The organism is Geomonas oryzisoli (assembly GCF_018986915.1).
GTDB lineage: Bacteria > Desulfobacterota > Desulfuromonadia > Geobacterales > Geobacteraceae > Geomonas > Geomonas oryzisoli.
Genome location: NZ_CP076723.1, coordinates 2,795,940 through 2,812,655 on the forward strand (window position 1 = coordinate 2,795,940; position 16,716 = coordinate 2,812,655).

The following is a 16,716-nucleotide window of genomic DNA, read 5'->3' on the forward strand; positions in this document are numbered from 1 at the left end:
GGTGTCACATGCAGAGGCGTTTGGTGGTAACTATGGCAATTTTGGCACTGATAACCGGCGGCGTGACAGGGTGCAAGAAGAAGAGCGAGGAGCAGGCACAACCTCCACAAAGTGTGGTTTCGACCGCCAAGTCGGCAACGACAAACGCTCCGCCGGCTCCGTCGGCGACCGGGCTCACCGGAGAACAGCTCTTCAAGCAGCATTGCGCGGTCTGCCACCCCAACGGCGGCAACACCATCACCCCGTCGAAAACCTTGAGCGCCAAAGCCATGGCCGACCGAAGCAAGATCACCAAGCCGGAGGACATCGTCAAGATCATGCGCCACCCCGGCCCGGGCATGAACAAGTTCGACGAGGGGATGATCTCCAACGACGACGCCAAGAAAATCGGCCAGTACATCCTGTCCACCTTCCCCTGATCCTGATCAAGTCGGTGGGGGTGCAAACGCCCTCACCGACGCCCCTTCCGCCCTTCCTTTGTGATGCAGTTCACCTCCCCCGCGGCACCGATGTAGTAAGCTGTCCCCGATGACTTTTCTACCTGCGCTCAAATCCCTCTACGCGGCAAACGGGTTCGTCGCGGTCCTTTTGTACCTGCCACAAATAACGAGGGCATGGAGCGATCGCAACCATGCCCTTTCCCTTTCACCGGTCACCTTCGGCGGCTGGTGCATCGGCTCCTTCATCACCGCCCTCTACGCCTCTTTGCTGGTGCACGATCACATCTTCACCGCGGTGAGCATCGGCAACACCGTCGGCTCCGGCGCGCTTTTCCTAATCGTCGTTGCCAGCCGCATCGCCTCACGGCGCGATTCCTCCACCTGCTGATCCTGCTCCGCTTCAGCGGCAGGGAACGAACCGGACCGATTCTGCGGTCTCGCGCAGCAGGTCTCCCAGGCAGGCCAGCACGTAGTCCATTTCCTCCTCCGTGTTCGACCACCCCAGCGAAAAGCGCACCGAGCAGTGCGCCTGCTGCGGCGTGAGCCCCATGGCGAGCAGCGCGTGGGACGGGTCGGGGTTCCCCGACTTGCAGGCGGACCCCGACGACAGCGCGATCCCCTGCCGGTCCAGATGCAGCACCAGCGACTCGCCCCGTATGCCGGGGAGGTGCATGTTGAGCGTGTTGGGGAGGCGCTGCAATGCCGGCCCGTTGCGTCGTGCGCCCGGAAGCAGCCCGAGGATCCCCCGTTCCAGGCGATCGCGCAGTTCCGCCAGGCGAGCCGGCTCCCCGGCATGCAGTTTCTGCAGGGCGAGCTCCACGGCCTTGGCAAAGCCGACGATGCCGGGGACGTTCTCGGTTCCGGCCCGCAGCCCCCGCTCCTGTCCCCCTCCCGTTATGATCGGCGCAAGACGCACATCCCGCCCCAGGTAGAGCGCCCCCACCCCCTTGGGGCCATGCACCTTGTGCGAGGAAATGGTCAACAGATCCACGCCCAGCTTTTCCACGTCCAGCTCCAGCTTCCCCAGGGCCTGCACCGCGTCGCAGTGGAAGAGCGCCCCGTGACGATGGGCGAGGTCGGCGAGTTCCGCCACCGGCTGCAGCGCCCCGGTCTCGTTGTTGGCCAGCATCACCGAGACCAGCAGCGTGTCCGGCTCCAGGGCCCGCTCCAGGGTTTCCGGACGCAGCACCCCTTCCGCATCCACGGGGAGCACCGTGAGCCGGTAGCCGCCCCCCTCCAGGGCCCGGCAGGTGTTGAGCACGGCCGGGTGCTCTACGCTGCTGGTGATGAGGTGACGCCTGGAGCCGTCGCCGGCCAGTGCCGCGCCGCGGATGGCGAGGTTGTCCGCCTCGGAACCGCCGCCGGTAAATACGATGCGGCGCGCCGTGCAGTTCAGTGCCAACGCGAGGGTCCGCCGGGCTGCGTCGAGGGCGCTGCGGGCGCGATTACCCGCACCGTGGATGCTGGAGGGATTGCCGAACTCCTCGGCGAGAAAAGGGAGCATCGCCTCGCGTACCTCGGCGTGCACCGGGGTGGTCGCGTTGTGGTCCAGATAGACCAGGCGCTGCGGTGATGACTCGAGGCGCCGCACGGTTTGGGCGGTGTAACTGCAGGGAGACGGCACCGCTGTCGATGCGGCGCGCCCCTCCTGCGCTTCCTCTTTCACGATCCGGCAGAGCAGGGTCTTGTACACCGGGAATCCGGAGACGGGGTCGAAGCGGTTCGGGTCGGTGAGCTGGTTCACGTTGCACTCACGCCAGGCCTTCGGCCCGAGCGGCCCTCCCCCTCCCATCGCCGCGTCGATACAGCCGCGCGCGATATCCTCGGTCACCTGGGCACGAAAGAGCGCCCTCCCCCGCGGCGTCTCCACCCAGACCCGCTCCCCGTCGGCCACACCGTGCTCGGCGGCGTCTTCCGCGTTCAAGGTTACCGGCGGCTCGGGCAACGGGTCGGAGAGGTCGGCCACGCCGTGGTGCTGGGTGCGGAAGTCGTGCAGGTTGCGCGCGCCTGAGTTGAACACGAGCGGGTAATCCCGTGCCAGCACCGGATCCGCCAACGGTCCCTCCCCGGGCTCGGTGTAGACCGGCAGCGACGGATAACCGTGCTCGGCCAGGATGGAGGAGGCGATCTCGAACTTGCCGCTGGGGGTGTTGAAACCTGGCCTGCCGTCCGGGCGCAGCAGCCCCTTCTCCCACTTCCTGTACTGCATCATCACGGTCGGCACGCGCGCTTCTCCCCCCGCGGCCATCACCTCTTCGAGGGTGAAGCCGGTACCCTCGAGCGCGAACCGGAGCAGTTCTTCTTCGCTTTGCGGGTAGAGCCCGCCGTAGCCCAGCCGTCTGGCGAGCTCAGCCTGGATGAAGAAGTCGTTGCGCGCTTCCCCCTGCGGCACAACCAGGCGTTCCCTCACCTTGAACAGCGGACCGTAGCGCATGTAGGAGACGTTTTCGTAGTAGGTGGTCGCCGGGAGGACGATGTCGGCGTAGGCGGAATCGGCGGTGTGGTAGCGGTTGATGGTAACCAGAAAGTCGAGCGTGCCCAGGGTCCGGCGCCAGAGTTCCGGGTCGGGCCAGGCCGTGATCAGCGAGCCTCCGAGTACGATCAGGGCGCGGATCGGGTATGGCTTTCCCTCCAGGACCGCCTCGGGGAGGACCGAGGCGTGCGACTCCCCGCGGTAGGAGCTGTAGACCGGGAAACGGTCACGCCCCAGCGCGCGCTTCATGTCGGGGTTGGCGATCAGGCCTGACCGGTTCTGCGGGAAGATGTTCTCCTTCATGCGGAACAGAAGCCCGCCGGGAACGTCCAGCTGTCCCGCCAGGGCGAAGAGGATAAACACGGCACGGATGGCCTGGACGCCGCTGTCCGAATACTCCAGTCCGGAGTACATCACCGGCACGGCGCCGCGGGCGGCGGCCAGCTGCCGCGCCAGCTCGCGAATGGTCCCGGCGGGGATCCCGGTGACGGCCTGGGCCGACTCCGGGCGGTAGTGCTGCGCCAGGGCGCAAAGTTCCTCGAACCCCACGGTCCACTCCCTGGCAAAGCGCTCGTCGTAGAGCTCCTCCTCCACCAGGACGTCGATCAGCGACAGGGCCAGCGCCCCGTCGGTACCCGGCCGGATCGGGATCCACAACGCCTCGGCCTCGCGCGCCGTCTCGCCCCGGCGCGGGTCAATGGCCACGACGCGGGCGCCGCGCTCCCGTGCCTGAAGTATCTGGCGGTGCGCCAGGGGAGGAGAGTCGGTTGCGGGGTTCGCCCCCCAAAGGACGATCAGCTCCGCCTGTTCCAGGTCCGTCTCCATGGTGGTCAGCATCTCACCCATGGTGACGTGCGGGGCGATCATCGCGAAGGAGACGTAGCAGAGGGCTCCCACGCCGAGCGTGTTGGGGGAACCGAACGGAAAGAGGACGCTGGAGGCGGAGGAGACCGCCGCGTCGGCGGGCTGAAACAGGTCGCACAGGGCCATGTCGAAGCTGCCCCGGCCGGTGTAGATCGCCGCCGTTTCCGGGCCGCGATCCTTTTTGAGATCCTCCAGCCGGGTCACGATGATGTCGAAGGCTTCGTCCCAGGTGATGCGCTCGAAGTCGTACCCGCCCTTAGGCCCCCGACGGCGCAACGGGTAGAGCAGCCGGTCAGGATCGTGCACGATCTGAGGCGAATGACGCCCGATGCGGCAGAGCATCCCCAAGGGAGTTCCCGCCCGAGGCTCCACGCCGACGAGCCTGCCGTCCCGGAGGGTCGCGGTGACGAAACAGCCGGCCGGGCAGATGCCGCAGAGTCCATCGCGCTGCTCCACGCCCTCCCCGGTCATAGCTGCCTCCTGGGCTTGCGGAGCGAATAAATGGGGCGACGGCGCAGCAGCAGGAGTGCGAACCAGCGCCGCTCGTCGGTGAACACCCTTTCCACGCTGAAGCCGCAGCGCTCCAGGTCCGGGACCACCCGATCCAGCCGGAACTTCCTGCTGATCTCGGTCTGGACCAGTTCCCCCTGCCCGATGGTGATGGTCTTTCCCGGAGGGGTCAGCCGGAAGCTCTGCGCCCGGGTGAAACGCGCCGAGATCTCCACCAGCTCCTGGTCCCGGCGGTACCACGCTGCGTGCTCGATGGCATCGAGGTCGATGGCGGAGCCCAGTTCCCGGTTCATCCGGGCGAAGAGGTTCCGTGTGAAGCGCGCCGTGACCCCGGCCTCGTCATTATAGGCCGACTCCAGCAGTGACCGTTCCTTGACCAGGTCGAGGCCCAGGAGGAAGAAGTCGCCGGGGCGCAGCGCTGCGGCCAGCGCGCGGACGAAGCACGACATCTCTTCGGGGGTGAAGTTGCCGATGCTGCTCCCCAAAAAGGCGACCAGCACCGGGGAGAGCTGCGCCAAAAGAGGAAAAGACTCCCGGTACTGGCACTGGACCCCGACCACCTCGACCGCCGGGTACGTGGAGCCGACCCGCTCGCAGGCGGCGCAAAGGGAGGCGGCACTGACGTCGACCGGGTAGTACCGGGTCGGTCCTTCCTGCTCCAGCCAGGCCCGCAGCAGGTGGTCCGTCTTCTGGGAGCTCCCCGACCCTAGTTCCAGTATGCGGAGGGGGCCGGTCAGCTCCCGGATTTCTGCGGCACGGGCGGCCAGTATCGATGACTCGGTGCGGGTGAGATAGTATTCGGGCTGCCGGGTGATCTCCTCGAAAAGGGCACTCCCCTCGGCGTCGTAAAGAAAGCGGCTTTCGAGACGGCGCGGGTCGGAGCGGAAGCCGCGCACACAGGCGTTGGCGAAATCTTCTATGGGATCGGAACTAAGCGCAGGTTGCACGATGGCGGGGGTGCGTTTCAGACACGCCTCGCGCAGGTTGCGGCAAAGATGCGACTCGGGCGAGGCGAAAAAAGCATCCATGACTCCCTCCTTGGTTCATTATCACTTGCAAAAAGATCAAAAGATTATAAATAACTAATCTTCTGCGTCAACGAACTCAAAGTCCCCGTTGCCATGGCGCAGGGCGACGGCAGAGATCGGGAGTCAATTCGGGGCGAAGGGAGATCGACATGACAGGCAAGAACATGGAAAAAGAGGAAAATATCGAGCTGGCCGCGGAGATCATGCTGGAGTTCGCCGCACAGACCGGTCTCTCCAAGGAGAACAAAACGCCGCGGCGCTATCTCTGGACCGACGCCTTCGCGGTATGCAACTTCCTGGAGCTCCATCATCACACCCAGCAGGAGGAGTGGCTGGTGCTGGCCCGGCAGCTGGTGGACCAGGTGCATCATATCCTGGGGCAGCACCGCCCGGATGCGGCCAGAAGCGGCTGGCTGAGCGGCTTGAGCGACGAGGAGGGTGGACGGCATCCCACCCGGGGCGGACTGCGCATCGGCAAGAAGATGGACGAACGGGCGCCGGACGAGCCGATGGACGAACGACTGGAATGGGAGCGGGACGGGCAGTACTACCACTACCTGACCAAGTGGATGCGCGCCCTGTGCCGCATCAGCCGGGCGACGGGGGAAGCCGGGTACCTGCGTTGGGGGATGGAACTGGCACAGACGGCGCACCGGGCATTCCGCTTCAGCGCGGCGCCCGAAGGCGCTTTGGAGCTGTGCTGGAAGATGAGCAGCGACCTCAGGCGCTCCCTGGTTCCCTCGGTCGGTCAGCACGACCCGCTGGACGGGCTGGTGACCTGCTGCGAGCTCCTCTGCGCCGCCCGGCATTTCCCCGACCAGGAGTTGCCGGACCTGCAGCGGGAGATCCGGGAGTTGACCGAGATGTGCCGCAACAGGGACTTCAGCACCAGCGACACCCTGGGGATCGGGAGCATCCTGATCGATGCCTGCCGGACCGGCGAACTGATCATCAACGACGCTTTCCAGAACCTCGCCCTTTTCCAGCGGATGGTGCACGACGCCCTTTTGTCCCTGGAGGATTGCGGCGGAGGCTTTCTGGATCAGCAAGCCAGATACCGGCTGGCGTTTCGCGAACTGGGACTCTCGATAGGGTTGAAGGGTTCCGCTCGGCTCGCCAGGCTGTTCGAGGAGTACCCGGACGTGCGAGGGGGCGAACTGGCCGCATGGCTGCAGCCCCGGCTCGAAGCCATGCTATGGTTTCACAAGATGGCCGGAAGGATAGAAAGGTTCTGGATCGAGGAGAGGAGGAAGGGGTCGGAACACTGGAAGTCCCACGGCGACATCAACATGGTGATGCTCGCGACGAGCCTGGCCCCGGGACAGTTTCTCAAAGGCAGCTGAGACCCAAACCGCACAAAATACAGCTCGTACACGAGCCACCGCAAGAGCCCCCCCGATCGGCCGAAACTCCGCTCCGGGGGGCATGTACGATGAACCGACCTATTTGCCGCCCAACGCGGCCAGCCTCTCCTGGGCCTGTTTTGCCAGCGGGCTGTCCGGGTGTTTCGTCACTATTTCCTGGTACAGCTGTTTCGCGTGTTCCCGGTTGTTCTGCTTTTCTTCGAACTGGGCCGTGTCGAAAAGTTCCTTTCCCTTATCTCCGGCGCAGCCACCAAGCGCGGCCAGCAGCAGCGCCCCCAGTACCAGTCTTTTCATCGTTGCCTCCTCCAGTCCCCACCACTGCGGGATTCTTGCCAACACTGAACATGGCACCATTACCATTAAGAACGGGCCATGTAAACATCTTTTCCTGCTCCGGGTCACCCCCTCTTCGTTCTGCTGAACCGCCCTTTGTACAGCGACAAAGCCTCCTGCTTCATGATCGCCACTGCTGATAACTGCAGCAGCGGTGACGCCTGTCACATTCCCTTGAAAAATTAGAGATATATAATTCTATGGCACAGCATCCTGACCGTCGCCGGGACCACTGCCTCTGTCGCTGTGGCAGAGGCACAACAAGCTGGATATGGAGGTGGCTATGAACATGACAGAGCTGAAGAGTATGGCCAGGATTGGTTGTGTCGCGGGCATTTTGGCCTTGCTGCCGGCCTGCGGCGGAGGAGGAGGGGGCGACCAACCGGTCGACAAGTCCAAGTACACCGGGGCGACCGCGCGGGCAAGCATCAACACCGGCAACGCAGTAGCCTTCACCACCGACGCCTACGCTGCGGGGAGCATCGGCTCGTCGGCAAACGTGATCGGCGTCGTGGTGGAGAACGACAGCAGTCCCGGCGGGAAGTTGACCACGATCCCGGAAATCGCCGCCACGGCCCAGGGGGCCCTTGCCCAGCTCTTCACGAGAGGTGGACAGACACCTTCGCTCACGGGTGTCGCAGCCAGCAGCACGGTCTACGGAGCAGTCGGGGGAACGGCCGCCGTAACCATGACCGTCAACGAAAGCACCGGCAACTTTACCGGAACCATGACCTTCAGCAAGTACCAGAACGTGAGCGACGGGCCGACGATTACGGGAACCGTCACCATGACCGGTATCTACAACCCGAGCACAGGCCGGTACGATTCGATAACCATGGACTGCGCCCCGCTTTCCGCCACCACGGCCAAGGGAACGGCAACGATTTACGGCTCCTTCGCATTCAGTGTCGACGCCGCGGCCACCAGTGAAACGCTCAAGATGTCCTGCACCGTAAGCGTCAACTCCAGCCCCAACTACTGGGTCAAGGACTGGACCTATACCTACACGGCGGGAACACTCACCATAACCGGCGTCTACTATCATCCGAGCTACGGATACGTTGAGGTGACCACACCGACACCGTTGAAGGTGAGTTCCATCTCCGGTGTACCTACCTCGGGCGTGTTCCAGGCGGCCGGCGCTCACTGCTCCAAGGCGAGGCTCACCTTCAGCTCGACGGGTTCCGCCGTCACCGCTACGGGCGGGGACGGTCAGGACTGGCAGCTCTGCAAAGAATAGCGACCCCGCTTCAGCATCTGCACCTTCATCCATGACGCCTCCTTCCCTCGCTGGAAGGAGGCGTCGTTTTGTCTGATCGGTACGACACTCTCTACCGGCACCGCCACTCCTTGAACAAATGGCTTTCATGCCCTAAAGTCATAGCTATGCCGCCATCCGCTTTGAGACATTTCCACCCGCTGATCCAGAAATGGTTCGTCGAGAAAGTGGGACAGCCAACCGATGTCCAGCTGCGCGCCTGGGACGAGATCAGCCAGGGGCGCCACGTCCTGGTAACGGCACCCACCGGCAGCGGCAAGACCCTGGCGGCATTTTTGTGGGCCATCAACCAGTTGGTCACCGGCGCCTGGCCCTGTGGCGAAACCCGCGTCCTCTACGTCTCGCCGCTGAAAGCCCTCAACAACGACGTGCGGCGCAACCTGCTCGCGCCGCTTGGCCAGTTGCGCGAGTTCTTCGTCGCCCATGGCGAAGCGTTCCCCCCCCTCGCCGTCCAGACCAGAAGCGGCGACACCCCCGGCGAGGAGCGTCGCAGGATGCTGCGTCATCCCCCCGAGATCCTGATCACCACCCCGGAAAGCCTCAACATCCTGGTCACTTCCAAGGGAAGCAGGGCCACTCTCACCGGCGTGGCCACCGTGATCCTGGATGAGATTCATGCCGTCGCCGGCGACAAGCGCGGCACCCACCTTATTACCGCGGTGGAACGGCTGACGCTGTTGAGCGGCGAATTCCAACGCATTGCCCTGTCGGCCACGGTGCGCCCGCTGGAAACGGTGGCCGATTTCGTCGCGGGGCTGCGCCAGGTCGGCCAGCGCTACCAGCCGCGCCCGGTGGCGCTGGTGCGAAGCGAACAGCAGAAGCGTTTCGAGCTGGAGATCAGTGCGCCGACGGCGGTTTCTTCCGGCGCGGAGGATGAATTCTGGCCGGCCTTGGTGGACCGGTTCACCGACATCATCACCAGGCACCGCTCCACCCTGTTCTTCGCCAACAGCCGGAGAACGACCGAAAAGGTGACCCGCCTGATCAACGAGTTCTCCGGCGAGGAACTCGCCTACTCGCACCACGGTTCGCTGTCGCGCGAGATCCGGCTCGCCGTCGAAGAACGCCTTAAGCGCGGCGAACTGAAGGCGATCGTGGCGACCAACTCGCTGGAGCTGGGGATCGACATCGGCAAGCTGGAGAGCGTGGTACTGATCCAGACACCACGTTCCATCTCCTCGGCGATCCAGCGCATCGGCCGTTCCGGTCACGGCGTGGGTGAAGTCAGCAGCGGCATGCTCTTCCCCACCTACGGCATGGACTTCGTCTGCGCTGCCGTCATCGCGCACGCCATCGCCGAGGGCGAGATCGAGGAACTGCACCCGGTGCAAGCGCCCCTGGACCTGCTGCCCCAGATCATTCTCGCCATGGGGCTCCCCGAGCAGTGGCACCTGGACGAGCTCTACGATTTCCTTCGCTGCAGCTACCCATACCGCAACCTGTCCCGGCAGCAGTTCGACCTGGTGATCGGCATGCTGGAAGGAAAGTACGCCGATTCCCATGTGCCGGAACTGCGACCGCGGGTGACCGTGGACCGCCTGGAAGAAACCATCGCCACCCGCCCTGCCCTCTCCACGCTGGTCTACCTCGAGGGGGGCACCATACCGGAACGGGGCTACTTCGAGCTCCGCCTGAAGGAGACGGGGGCAAAGATCGGGGAACTGGACGAGGAGTTCGTCTGGGAAAGAAGGCTGGGGGACACCTTCGCACTCGGGGCGCAGGTCTGGCAGATCACCGAGATCAGCCACAGCACGGTGCTGGTGATCCCGGCCCGCAAGTCCCAGCAGATCATTCCCTTCTGGCGCGCCGAGGAACTGGACCGCGACTTTTTCTACTCGGAAAAGATCGCGACCTTCCTGCAATCGTGCGAGGAGCGGTTGGCGCAACGTGCAGAAAAGGGGGAAGAGAGCTTGGTCGGGGCGCTGATGCGCCACCACTTCATGGACCAGGGGGCGGCGCAGATGCTGGAGAGCTATCTAAAGCTGCAAAGGGAGGCGAGCCGGGCCCCGCTGCCCCACCGGCGCCACCTGCTGATCGAGCATTTCCGGGACCCTGTCGGCGGGGCCGATACCGAGCAGATCATCCTGCACACGCTCTGGGGCAACGCCGTGAACCGTCCGTTCACCTTCGCGCTCACCGCTGCCTGGGAGAGGCGCTACGGGTATCCGCTGCAAGCCTTTTACAACAACGACGGCATCGCGCTGCTGCTCCCCCATGCGATGGACCAGTTGGACGAGCTCCTGGAACTGGTCACCCCGGATAACATCGAGCCCCTGCTCAGGGAATCCCTGGAGGGAACCGGCTACTTCGGGGCTCGCTTCCGGGAAAACGCGGGGCGCGCGCTGCTCCTGTCCCGGAGCAACTTCAAGAGGAGGATGCCGCTCTGGCTGAACCGCCTCCGCTCCAAGAAGCTCCTTGCCTCCGTGCTGCGCTACCGTGATTTCCCGGTCCTGCTGGAAACCTGGCGTTCGGCGCTCAAGGACGACTTCGACCTCACCAACCTGAAACGACTTCTGGAGGAGATCCAGGACGGCACCATCGCCGTCACCCGTGTTGACACCAGGGAGGCGTCTCCCTTCGCCAAGGGTCTGATCTGGCAGCAGACCAACAAGTACGTCTACGAGGATGACACCTTGGGAGGCGGTCGGAAGTCCGCCCTCGGCAGTGACTTCCTGAAGGAGCTCGCGCTCTCCCCGCACCTGCGCCCGCACCTCCCCACCGAACTGGTGCGTCTGTTCGAGGAAAAGCGGCAACGGCTGGCGCCCGGCTACGCCCCCGATTCCGCGCGCGAGCTGATTGATTGGGTCAAGGAGAGATTGCTGGTTCCACTCGAGGAGTGGCCTGAGCTGTTACGGTCGGTGGCACGGGATGGCGGTCCCGGCCCGGAGGAGCTGCTGCCGCAGGTCGCGGAGCGGGTGGTCCTTTTGGAGCTCTCCGGTGCTAAGGCCCCGCTGATTGCGGCGGTGGAAATGATTCCGGAAGTCGCGCAGGGACTGGGGAAGACCAGGGAACAAATCGCTGTCTCGCCGGTGGTTGACGATGGGCGTCTACCGGGGCTGATGCAGCAGTCGCTTGACAGGCTCTGGCAACGAGGCACGGCTGCGGCTGACGCAGGGGACGAGGACGAACCCGGTGCCGCGAGGGTGATGGGAAAATGGCTTGGCTACTACGGCCCGATGAAGGTGGCAGCCTTGCAGCACATACTGGGGCTGGAGGAGCGCCTGCTGCGCGACGCACTCCGGACGCTGGAGGAAACGGGGACGGTCCTGGTGGACCAGTTCACAGAGGGAGCGGCGGAGCCGCAGGTTTGTGATGCGGTGAACCTGGAGGCGTTGCTGCGGATGCTGCGCAGGTCGAGAAGACCCGCTTTCGAGGCGCTGGACCTCGCCCAACTCCCTCTGTTCCTGGCGCAATTCCAGGGGATCGTGCAACCTGGCGGCACCCCCGACGACCTGAGGGACCGGCTCGAGCAGCTGCTCGGCGCTCCGCTGCCGGTGGCCCTTTGGGAGGAAGATGTTCTCCCCGCCCGCGTCGCTCCCTATCTGGGTGCCTGGTTGGACAGCTTGATGCAGAGCAGCGACCTGCTCTGGTTCGGCTGCGGCCCCAAAAGGATCTCCTTTGGTTTCCCCGAAGATCTCGATCTGTTCCAGGACCAGGATGATGCCGGGACGGAAGCGATGCCGGAGCATCCGTCACTGGTTCCGGCTGACAGGGGGCACTACAACCTGAGCGCGATCTGTTCCATAGCGGGAGTAACGGCGACAACGGCGACTACGGGGCTATGGCAGGAGGCCTGGCGGGGAGAGGTGAGCAACGATTCGTTCGTCGCGGTGCGCAAGGGAATCTTGAATCGCTTCGAGCTGCCGCAGGGGGATTCGGGGCACCGCCACCAGGTGCACGGCCGGCATCCGCGGCGACTCCCCGGCAGCCGTTGGACCCGGGCCCAGGAAGGTGCCGGTAATTGGTTCCTCCTGCCGCGACCGCAAGTGGAAATCGATGTATTGGAAAAGGAAGAAAGAAACAAGGATCGCGTGCGGATACTGCTGGAGCGTTACGGCATCCTGTTCAGGGAGCTTTTGATGCGGGAGCTCCCCTCCCTGCAATGGAGCCGGCTGTTCAGGACCCTGCGCATCATGGAGATGTCCGGCGAGCTCCTTTCAGGCAATTTCTTCAGCGGCATTCCCGGACTGCAGTTCGTCTCGCAGGAGGCATACCGGCTGTTGGAGCGTGGGTTGCCCCAGGATGCCGTCTTCTGGCTCAACGCCGCCGATCCCGCCTCGCTGTGCGGCACCGGGCTGGAGGGGTTGCGCGAAGCGCTCCCTTCCCGCATACCGTCCACCCACCTGGTCTACCACGGCCCGCACCTGGTCCTCATCTCGAGACGCTACGGAAAGGAATTGGAATTCAGGACAGATGCGGACCACCCGCAGTTGGAGAGCTACCTCGCCTTGTTCAGAACCCTGGTCAGCCGCGACTTCAACCCGCTGAAGCGCATCACCGTGGAGCGGGTCAACGGGGAGCCTGCCAAGGAATCGCCCTACGCCGCGACGCTTCGGCGCTTCGGTTTCCAGGACGCCTACACCGGATTGGAATACTGGCGGCAGTACCCGTAGCGCCCAGGCTACGACGTGATCCGCGCCGTGAACCCGCCCCCCTCCGCCGGTACCAGTTCCATGCTGTTTTCGATGCAGGGGATCCGGTCCTCGGCGTGATGATTCACGTAGAGGATCTGCGTGTTGCCGGTGCGCCCCAGGTGATCGATCAGTTTCAGCACCATCTCCCGGTTCACATCGTCCAGCCCCTGGCACGGCTCGTCCAGGATCAACAGGTCCGGCTGTTTCACCATGGCGCGGGCCAGCAGCACGAGCCGCTGCTCCCCGTAGGAAAGATCCCGGAAGGCGTGCTCTTTCCTGTGATCCATGTGCAAAAGCTTGAGCCACGCCAGTGCGATTTCCTGCTGGTGCAGGGTGTACTGGGAGTACATGCCGATGGAATCGTACATCCCGGAGATCACCACGACCTTCACCGTCCCGCCGACCCGATATTCCTGCTGCAGCGAGGTGGAAACCAGGCCGATGCGCTTCTTGATGTCCCAGACGCTCTCCCCGCTACCTTTTTTGCGGCCGAACAGGCTGATGTCGTTGGCGTAGGCCTGCGGGTTGTCGCCGCTGATCAGGCTCAAGAGCGTGGACTTGCCCGATCCGTTGGGGCCGCTGATCTTCCAATGTTCACCGGCTTTGACCGTCCAGTCGACACCGTTCAGGATGTACTTCTCGCCGTAGCGCACCGTCACGTCCTTCATCTCGATGAGCGGCTCCCCCGGCACAAGCGGCGGAGCGCTGCGCGCCGTGTCGACCTCGGGCAGCGTATCCGGCAGGGTGTAGTGAAAAGCATGGAACCGGCGCAGCGCCTCCGAGCCCAGCATCTCCTCCTTGGTCCCCGACATGAGGATGCGGCACTCCTTAAGATAAGCGATGTGGGTCGTCTCCGGCATGATCTCGCTGAAGCGGTTTAGGAGCAGCACCACCTGGATGCCGCGTTCTATGCAGCGACTGATCAGTTGCCGCAACACTTCCGATGAATCCCGGTCCAGCCCGTCGAAGGGCTCGTCCAGCACCAGTAGTTCCGGCTCCTGTAGAAGCGCCTTGCAGATGAGGGTCTTGCGCATCTCCCCCGTGGAGAGGAACTTGATGCCGCGCTCCAGGATCTTGGTGAAGCCAAGCTCCCGCGCCAGTTCGGTCAATCGTGTTGCATCGGCGTCCGTGCCGGAGAGAATGAACTTGTCGACGCGGGTCCCCTCGGTCACGTAACCCAGGAAATCGGAGTCATCGTTGTAGCGCTCCTTCTCCAGGATCTCGTCGATCTTTTCGAACGAGACGAAGCCCGACCGGGCCGGAACGCGGCTGGTGCCGGTAATGACCGGCAGGTCGTTGCAGACGAGTTTCCCCAACGCCGATTTCCCCGACCCGTTCGCCCCGACCACGGCCCAGTGCTGCGCTTCCGTTATCTCAAGCGAGATATCGTCGAGATACTTTCCTTCGGTTATCTTTGCTTTCACCTTCTCTAAACTGATCTCTACCAATGTTTTTCCTTTCGCACGACGAAACAAGGGGTGAGCACAACGTGCTCACCCCTTTTCTTTGGTTACCGGTATTTCAAGCCAGGTTCACGTCCCTCCCGAAGCACTGCACGAGGCCTGGCGTCCCCCCCTTTCGCGAAGGGGGGACAGGGGGGATTCGCCCTACTTGTTCAAGAACTCGCGCCCAAACGGCGACATCGCGCGCAGGCGGGAGATGATGGGCGGCAACGCTTCGATTACCGCATCGATGTCGTCATCGGTGGTGAACCTGGACAGCGAGAAGCGGATGGAACCGTGAGCGCAGGTAAAGGGAACGCCCATGGCGCGCAGCACGTGCGACGGCTCCAGGGAACCGGAGGTGCAGGCGCTGCCGGAAGAGGCGCAGATCCCCTTCTCGGAGAGCAGCAGCAGGATCCCCTCCCCTTCCACGAACTCCATGGCGATGGAGAGGGTGTTGGGCAGACGCTCGGTGCCGCCGCCGTTGATCCTGGTGTTCGGGATCAGCGCGGTCAGTTCACGCTCCAGACGGTCGCGCATCTCGCGCACGCGCCCGGCCTCATCCGCCATGTACTGCTCGGCCAGCTGACAGGCCTTGCCCATGGCGATGATGGAAGCGGTGTTCTCGGTGCCGGCCCTGCGGCCGCGCTCCTGGTGCCCGCCGACCAGCATCGGGCGGAACGGGGTGCCGCGACGCACATAGAGAACACCGACGCCCTTGGGGGCGTGCAGCTTGTGCCCGGACAGGGAGAGCATGTCGATGGCGGATTCAGCCATGTTCAGCGGAATCTTTCCTACCGCCTGCACCGCGTCGGTGTGGAACAGAGCACCCTTCTTCTTGACGATCTTGGCGGCTTCTTCGATCGGGAAGATGACGCCGGTCTCGTTGTTGGCGTACATGAGCGAGACGATCGCGGTATCTTCGTCGACCAGCCGCTCCAGTTCGCTCAGGTCGAGTTGCCCGTTACCGTCCACGTTCAATTCGGTCACACGGTAGCCGCGCTTGGAGAGGTTGCGGCACTGGGTCAGCACCGCCGGGTGCTCGACGCGGCTGGTGATGATGTGACGCTTCTCCGGGAAGACTTCCAGCGCCGAACGGATGGCGGCGTTGTCGCTCTCGGTGCCGCAAGCGGTGAAAACGATCTCGTCCGGCAGGGCGCCCAGAAGCGAGGCGACGCGGGCGCGGGCTTCATCGACCTTCTTTTGCACCTGCCCACCGAAGAAGTGCATGGAACTCGGGTTGCCATACAGCTCGCAGAAGTAGGGACGCATCTCCTCGAAAACCCGCTCGTCCACCTTGGTGGTGGCGTTGTTGTCAAGATAGATCTCTCTCATCCCTGAACCTCCTGTACCGTGATGTCGGGGGAAACCAGTTCGCGCAGCTTCTGCTCGACGAACCTGGCGGTGTAGCCGGAGGAGGCGCAACCGGCGCAGGCCTTCCTGAAGGCGACCTGGACGTTGGAGCCGTCGATGTCGATCAGTTCGAGGTCGCCGCCGTCAGCCCACAGCTGCGGACGCACTTCGTTCTCCAGGGTTTCCTGGATCAGCTGCATCTTCCTGAGGTTGGTCAGTTTCGCCGGCTTCTCGACAGCCGCCTTCTTCTCTTCGCCCAGCACCTCGGCGATCAGTTCCTTGATCTTCGGGATGCAGCCGCCGCAAGCGCCGCCGGCCTTGGTGAAGTGGGTGACCTGCTCCGCCGTGGTCAGTTTGTTGGAGGCGATGACCTTCTTCAGGAAAACGTCGGTCAGGCCGAAGCATTTGCAGACCAGCTCACCCTCGCTTTCGACATGGTCATGGCCGTGGCCGTGTGCCGGCGCCTCGACGCCGCGATACTTGGCGATGGCGACTTCCAGCGCCTCCTGCCCCATGACCGAGCAGTGCATCTTCTCTTCGGGAAGCCCGCCCAGGAAATCGGCGATCTGCTGGTTGGTGATCTCGAGAGCCTCGTCCAGTGTCTTGCCCTTCACCATCTCGGTCAGAGCCGAAGACGAAGCGATGGCGCTGCCGCAGCCGAAGGTCTGGAATTTGGCGTCGACGATGCGCTCTTTGTTCTCGTCCAGCTTTATAAACAGCTTAAGGGCATCGCCGCAGGCCAGGCTGCCAACCTCGCCGACCGCATCAGCATCCGTTATCTCGCCCACGTTCCTGGGGTTGAGGAAATGTTCTTTTACTTTATCGGTGTAGTCCCACATAGACCCTCCCTTCTAATTAGTCCGGTTATCATAGCGCAAAGCTTGCGAAAAGAACAACCCCTAAACGACCACAATTCACAGCGGCGTGGTAGGGTACTTGGAATTACCTAACGTTTCCAGCAGGAACTGCAATTCCCGCTCCGCTTCAAGCCTCTTT

The 16,716-nt window shown here is 63.7% G+C and carries 11 protein-coding genes; 5 read left to right on the forward strand and 6 right to left on the reverse strand.

Annotated elements, in window-relative coordinates:
• The first annotated feature begins 8 nt into the window (after positions 1-8).
• The gene (locus tag KP004_RS12240; RefSeq protein ID WP_216798820.1) at positions 9-419 is read left to right on the forward strand and encodes a c-type cytochrome; all 411 of its coding nucleotides are present in this window, start codon (positions 9-11) and stop codon (positions 417-419) included.
• 109 nt (positions 420-528) lie between these two features.
• Positions 529-828: a PQ-loop domain-containing transporter gene (locus KP004_RS12245; RefSeq protein WP_216798821.1), complete on the forward strand. Its 300-nt coding sequence runs from the start codon at positions 529-531 to the stop codon at positions 826-828.
• A gap of 12 nt (positions 829-840) precedes the next feature.
• On the opposite strand, the gene KP004_RS12250 is transcribed toward KP004_RS12245, so the two are convergent.
• Both KP004_RS12250 and egtD read right to left on the reverse strand, forming a co-directional pair.
• Positions 841-4,248, reverse strand: a complete 3,408-nt coding sequence (locus tag KP004_RS12250; RefSeq protein ID WP_216798822.1) for an IscS subfamily cysteine desulfurase — start codon at positions 4,246-4,248, stop codon at positions 841-843.
• Positions 4,245-5,315, reverse strand: a complete 1,071-nt coding sequence (gene egtD, locus KP004_RS12255; RefSeq protein ID WP_216798823.1) for an L-histidine N(alpha)-methyltransferase — start codon at positions 5,313-5,315, stop codon at positions 4,245-4,247. The genes KP004_RS12250 and egtD overlap by 4 nt, the downstream gene beginning before the upstream one ends.
• Positions 5,316-5,464: 149 nt before the next feature.
• On the opposite strand from egtD, the gene KP004_RS12260 reads away from it, so the two are divergent.
• Entirely contained in the window at positions 5,465-6,658 is a 1,194-nt protein-coding gene (locus KP004_RS12260; protein ID WP_239026792.1) for a hypothetical protein, read from the forward strand.
• Between the two features lie 99 nt (positions 6,659-6,757).
• On the opposite strand, the gene KP004_RS12265 is transcribed toward KP004_RS12260, so the two are convergent.
• Entirely contained in the window at positions 6,758-6,973 is a 216-nt protein-coding gene (locus tag KP004_RS12265; protein ID WP_216788453.1) for a tetratricopeptide repeat protein, read from the reverse strand.
• Positions 6,974-7,295: 322 nt separating this feature from the next.
• Between KP004_RS12265 and KP004_RS12270 the strand changes: the two genes are divergently transcribed.
• Both KP004_RS12270 and KP004_RS12275 read left to right on the forward strand, forming a co-directional pair.
• Entirely contained in the window at positions 7,296-8,252 is a 957-nt protein-coding gene (locus KP004_RS12270) for a hypothetical protein (protein ID WP_216798824.1), read from the forward strand.
• A 146-nt stretch (positions 8,253-8,398) separates the two neighbouring features.
• Entirely contained in the window at positions 8,399-12,904 is a 4,506-nt protein-coding gene (locus tag KP004_RS12275; RefSeq protein ID WP_216798825.1) for a DEAD/DEAH box helicase, read from the forward strand.
• 8 nt (positions 12,905-12,912) lie between these two features.
• On the opposite strand, the gene modF is transcribed toward KP004_RS12275, so the two are convergent.
• The 3 genes from modF to nifU form a co-directional block, all read right to left on the reverse strand.
• Positions 12,913-14,349, reverse strand: coding sequence for a molybdate ABC transporter ATP-binding protein ModF (gene modF / locus KP004_RS12280; protein WP_239026793.1), 1,437 nt, complete (start codon positions 14,347-14,349; stop codon positions 12,913-12,915).
• 183 nt (positions 14,350-14,532) lie between these two features.
• The gene (gene nifS, locus KP004_RS12285) at positions 14,533-15,702 is read right to left on the reverse strand and encodes a cysteine desulfurase NifS (RefSeq protein WP_216798827.1); all 1,170 of its coding nucleotides are present in this window, start codon (positions 15,700-15,702) and stop codon (positions 14,533-14,535) included.
• Positions 15,699-16,559, reverse strand: coding sequence for a Fe-S cluster assembly protein NifU (gene nifU, locus KP004_RS12290; protein WP_216798828.1), 861 nt, complete (start codon positions 16,557-16,559; stop codon positions 15,699-15,701). The genes nifS and nifU overlap by 4 nt, the downstream gene beginning before the upstream one ends.
• Positions 16,560-16,716: the final 157 nt, after the last annotated feature.

Excerpts from the sequence above, each read along its gene's own strand:
- KP004_RS12240 (WP_216798820.1), top strand. The coding sequence starts at position 9 with ATGCAGAGGCGTTTGGTGGTAACTATGGCAATTTTGGCACTGATAACC.
- KP004_RS12245 (WP_216798821.1), top strand. The coding sequence starts at position 529 with ATGACTTTTCTACCTGCGCTCAAATCCCTCTACGCGGCAAACGGGTTC.
- KP004_RS12250 (WP_216798822.1), bottom strand. The coding sequence starts at position 4,248 with ATGACCGGGGAGGGCGTGGAGCAGCGCGATGGACTCTGCGGCATCTGC.
- egtD (WP_216798823.1), bottom strand. The coding sequence starts at position 5,315 with ATGGATGCTTTTTTCGCCTCGCCCGAGTCGCATCTTTGCCGCAACCTG.
- KP004_RS12260 (WP_239026792.1), top strand. The coding sequence starts at position 5,465 with ATGACAGGCAAGAACATGGAAAAAGAGGAAAATATCGAGCTGGCCGCG.
- KP004_RS12265 (WP_216788453.1), bottom strand. The coding sequence starts at position 6,973 with ATGAAAAGACTGGTACTGGGGGCGCTGCTGCTGGCCGCGCTTGGTGGC.
- KP004_RS12270 (WP_216798824.1), top strand. The coding sequence starts at position 7,296 with ATGAACATGACAGAGCTGAAGAGTATGGCCAGGATTGGTTGTGTCGCG.
- KP004_RS12275 (WP_216798825.1), top strand. The coding sequence starts at position 8,399 with ATGCCGCCATCCGCTTTGAGACATTTCCACCCGCTGATCCAGAAATGG.
- nifS (WP_216798827.1), bottom strand. The coding sequence starts at position 15,702 with ATGAGAGAGATCTATCTTGACAACAACGCCACCACCAAGGTGGACGAG.
- nifU (WP_216798828.1), bottom strand. The coding sequence starts at position 16,559 with ATGTGGGACTACACCGATAAAGTAAAAGAACATTTCCTCAACCCCAGG.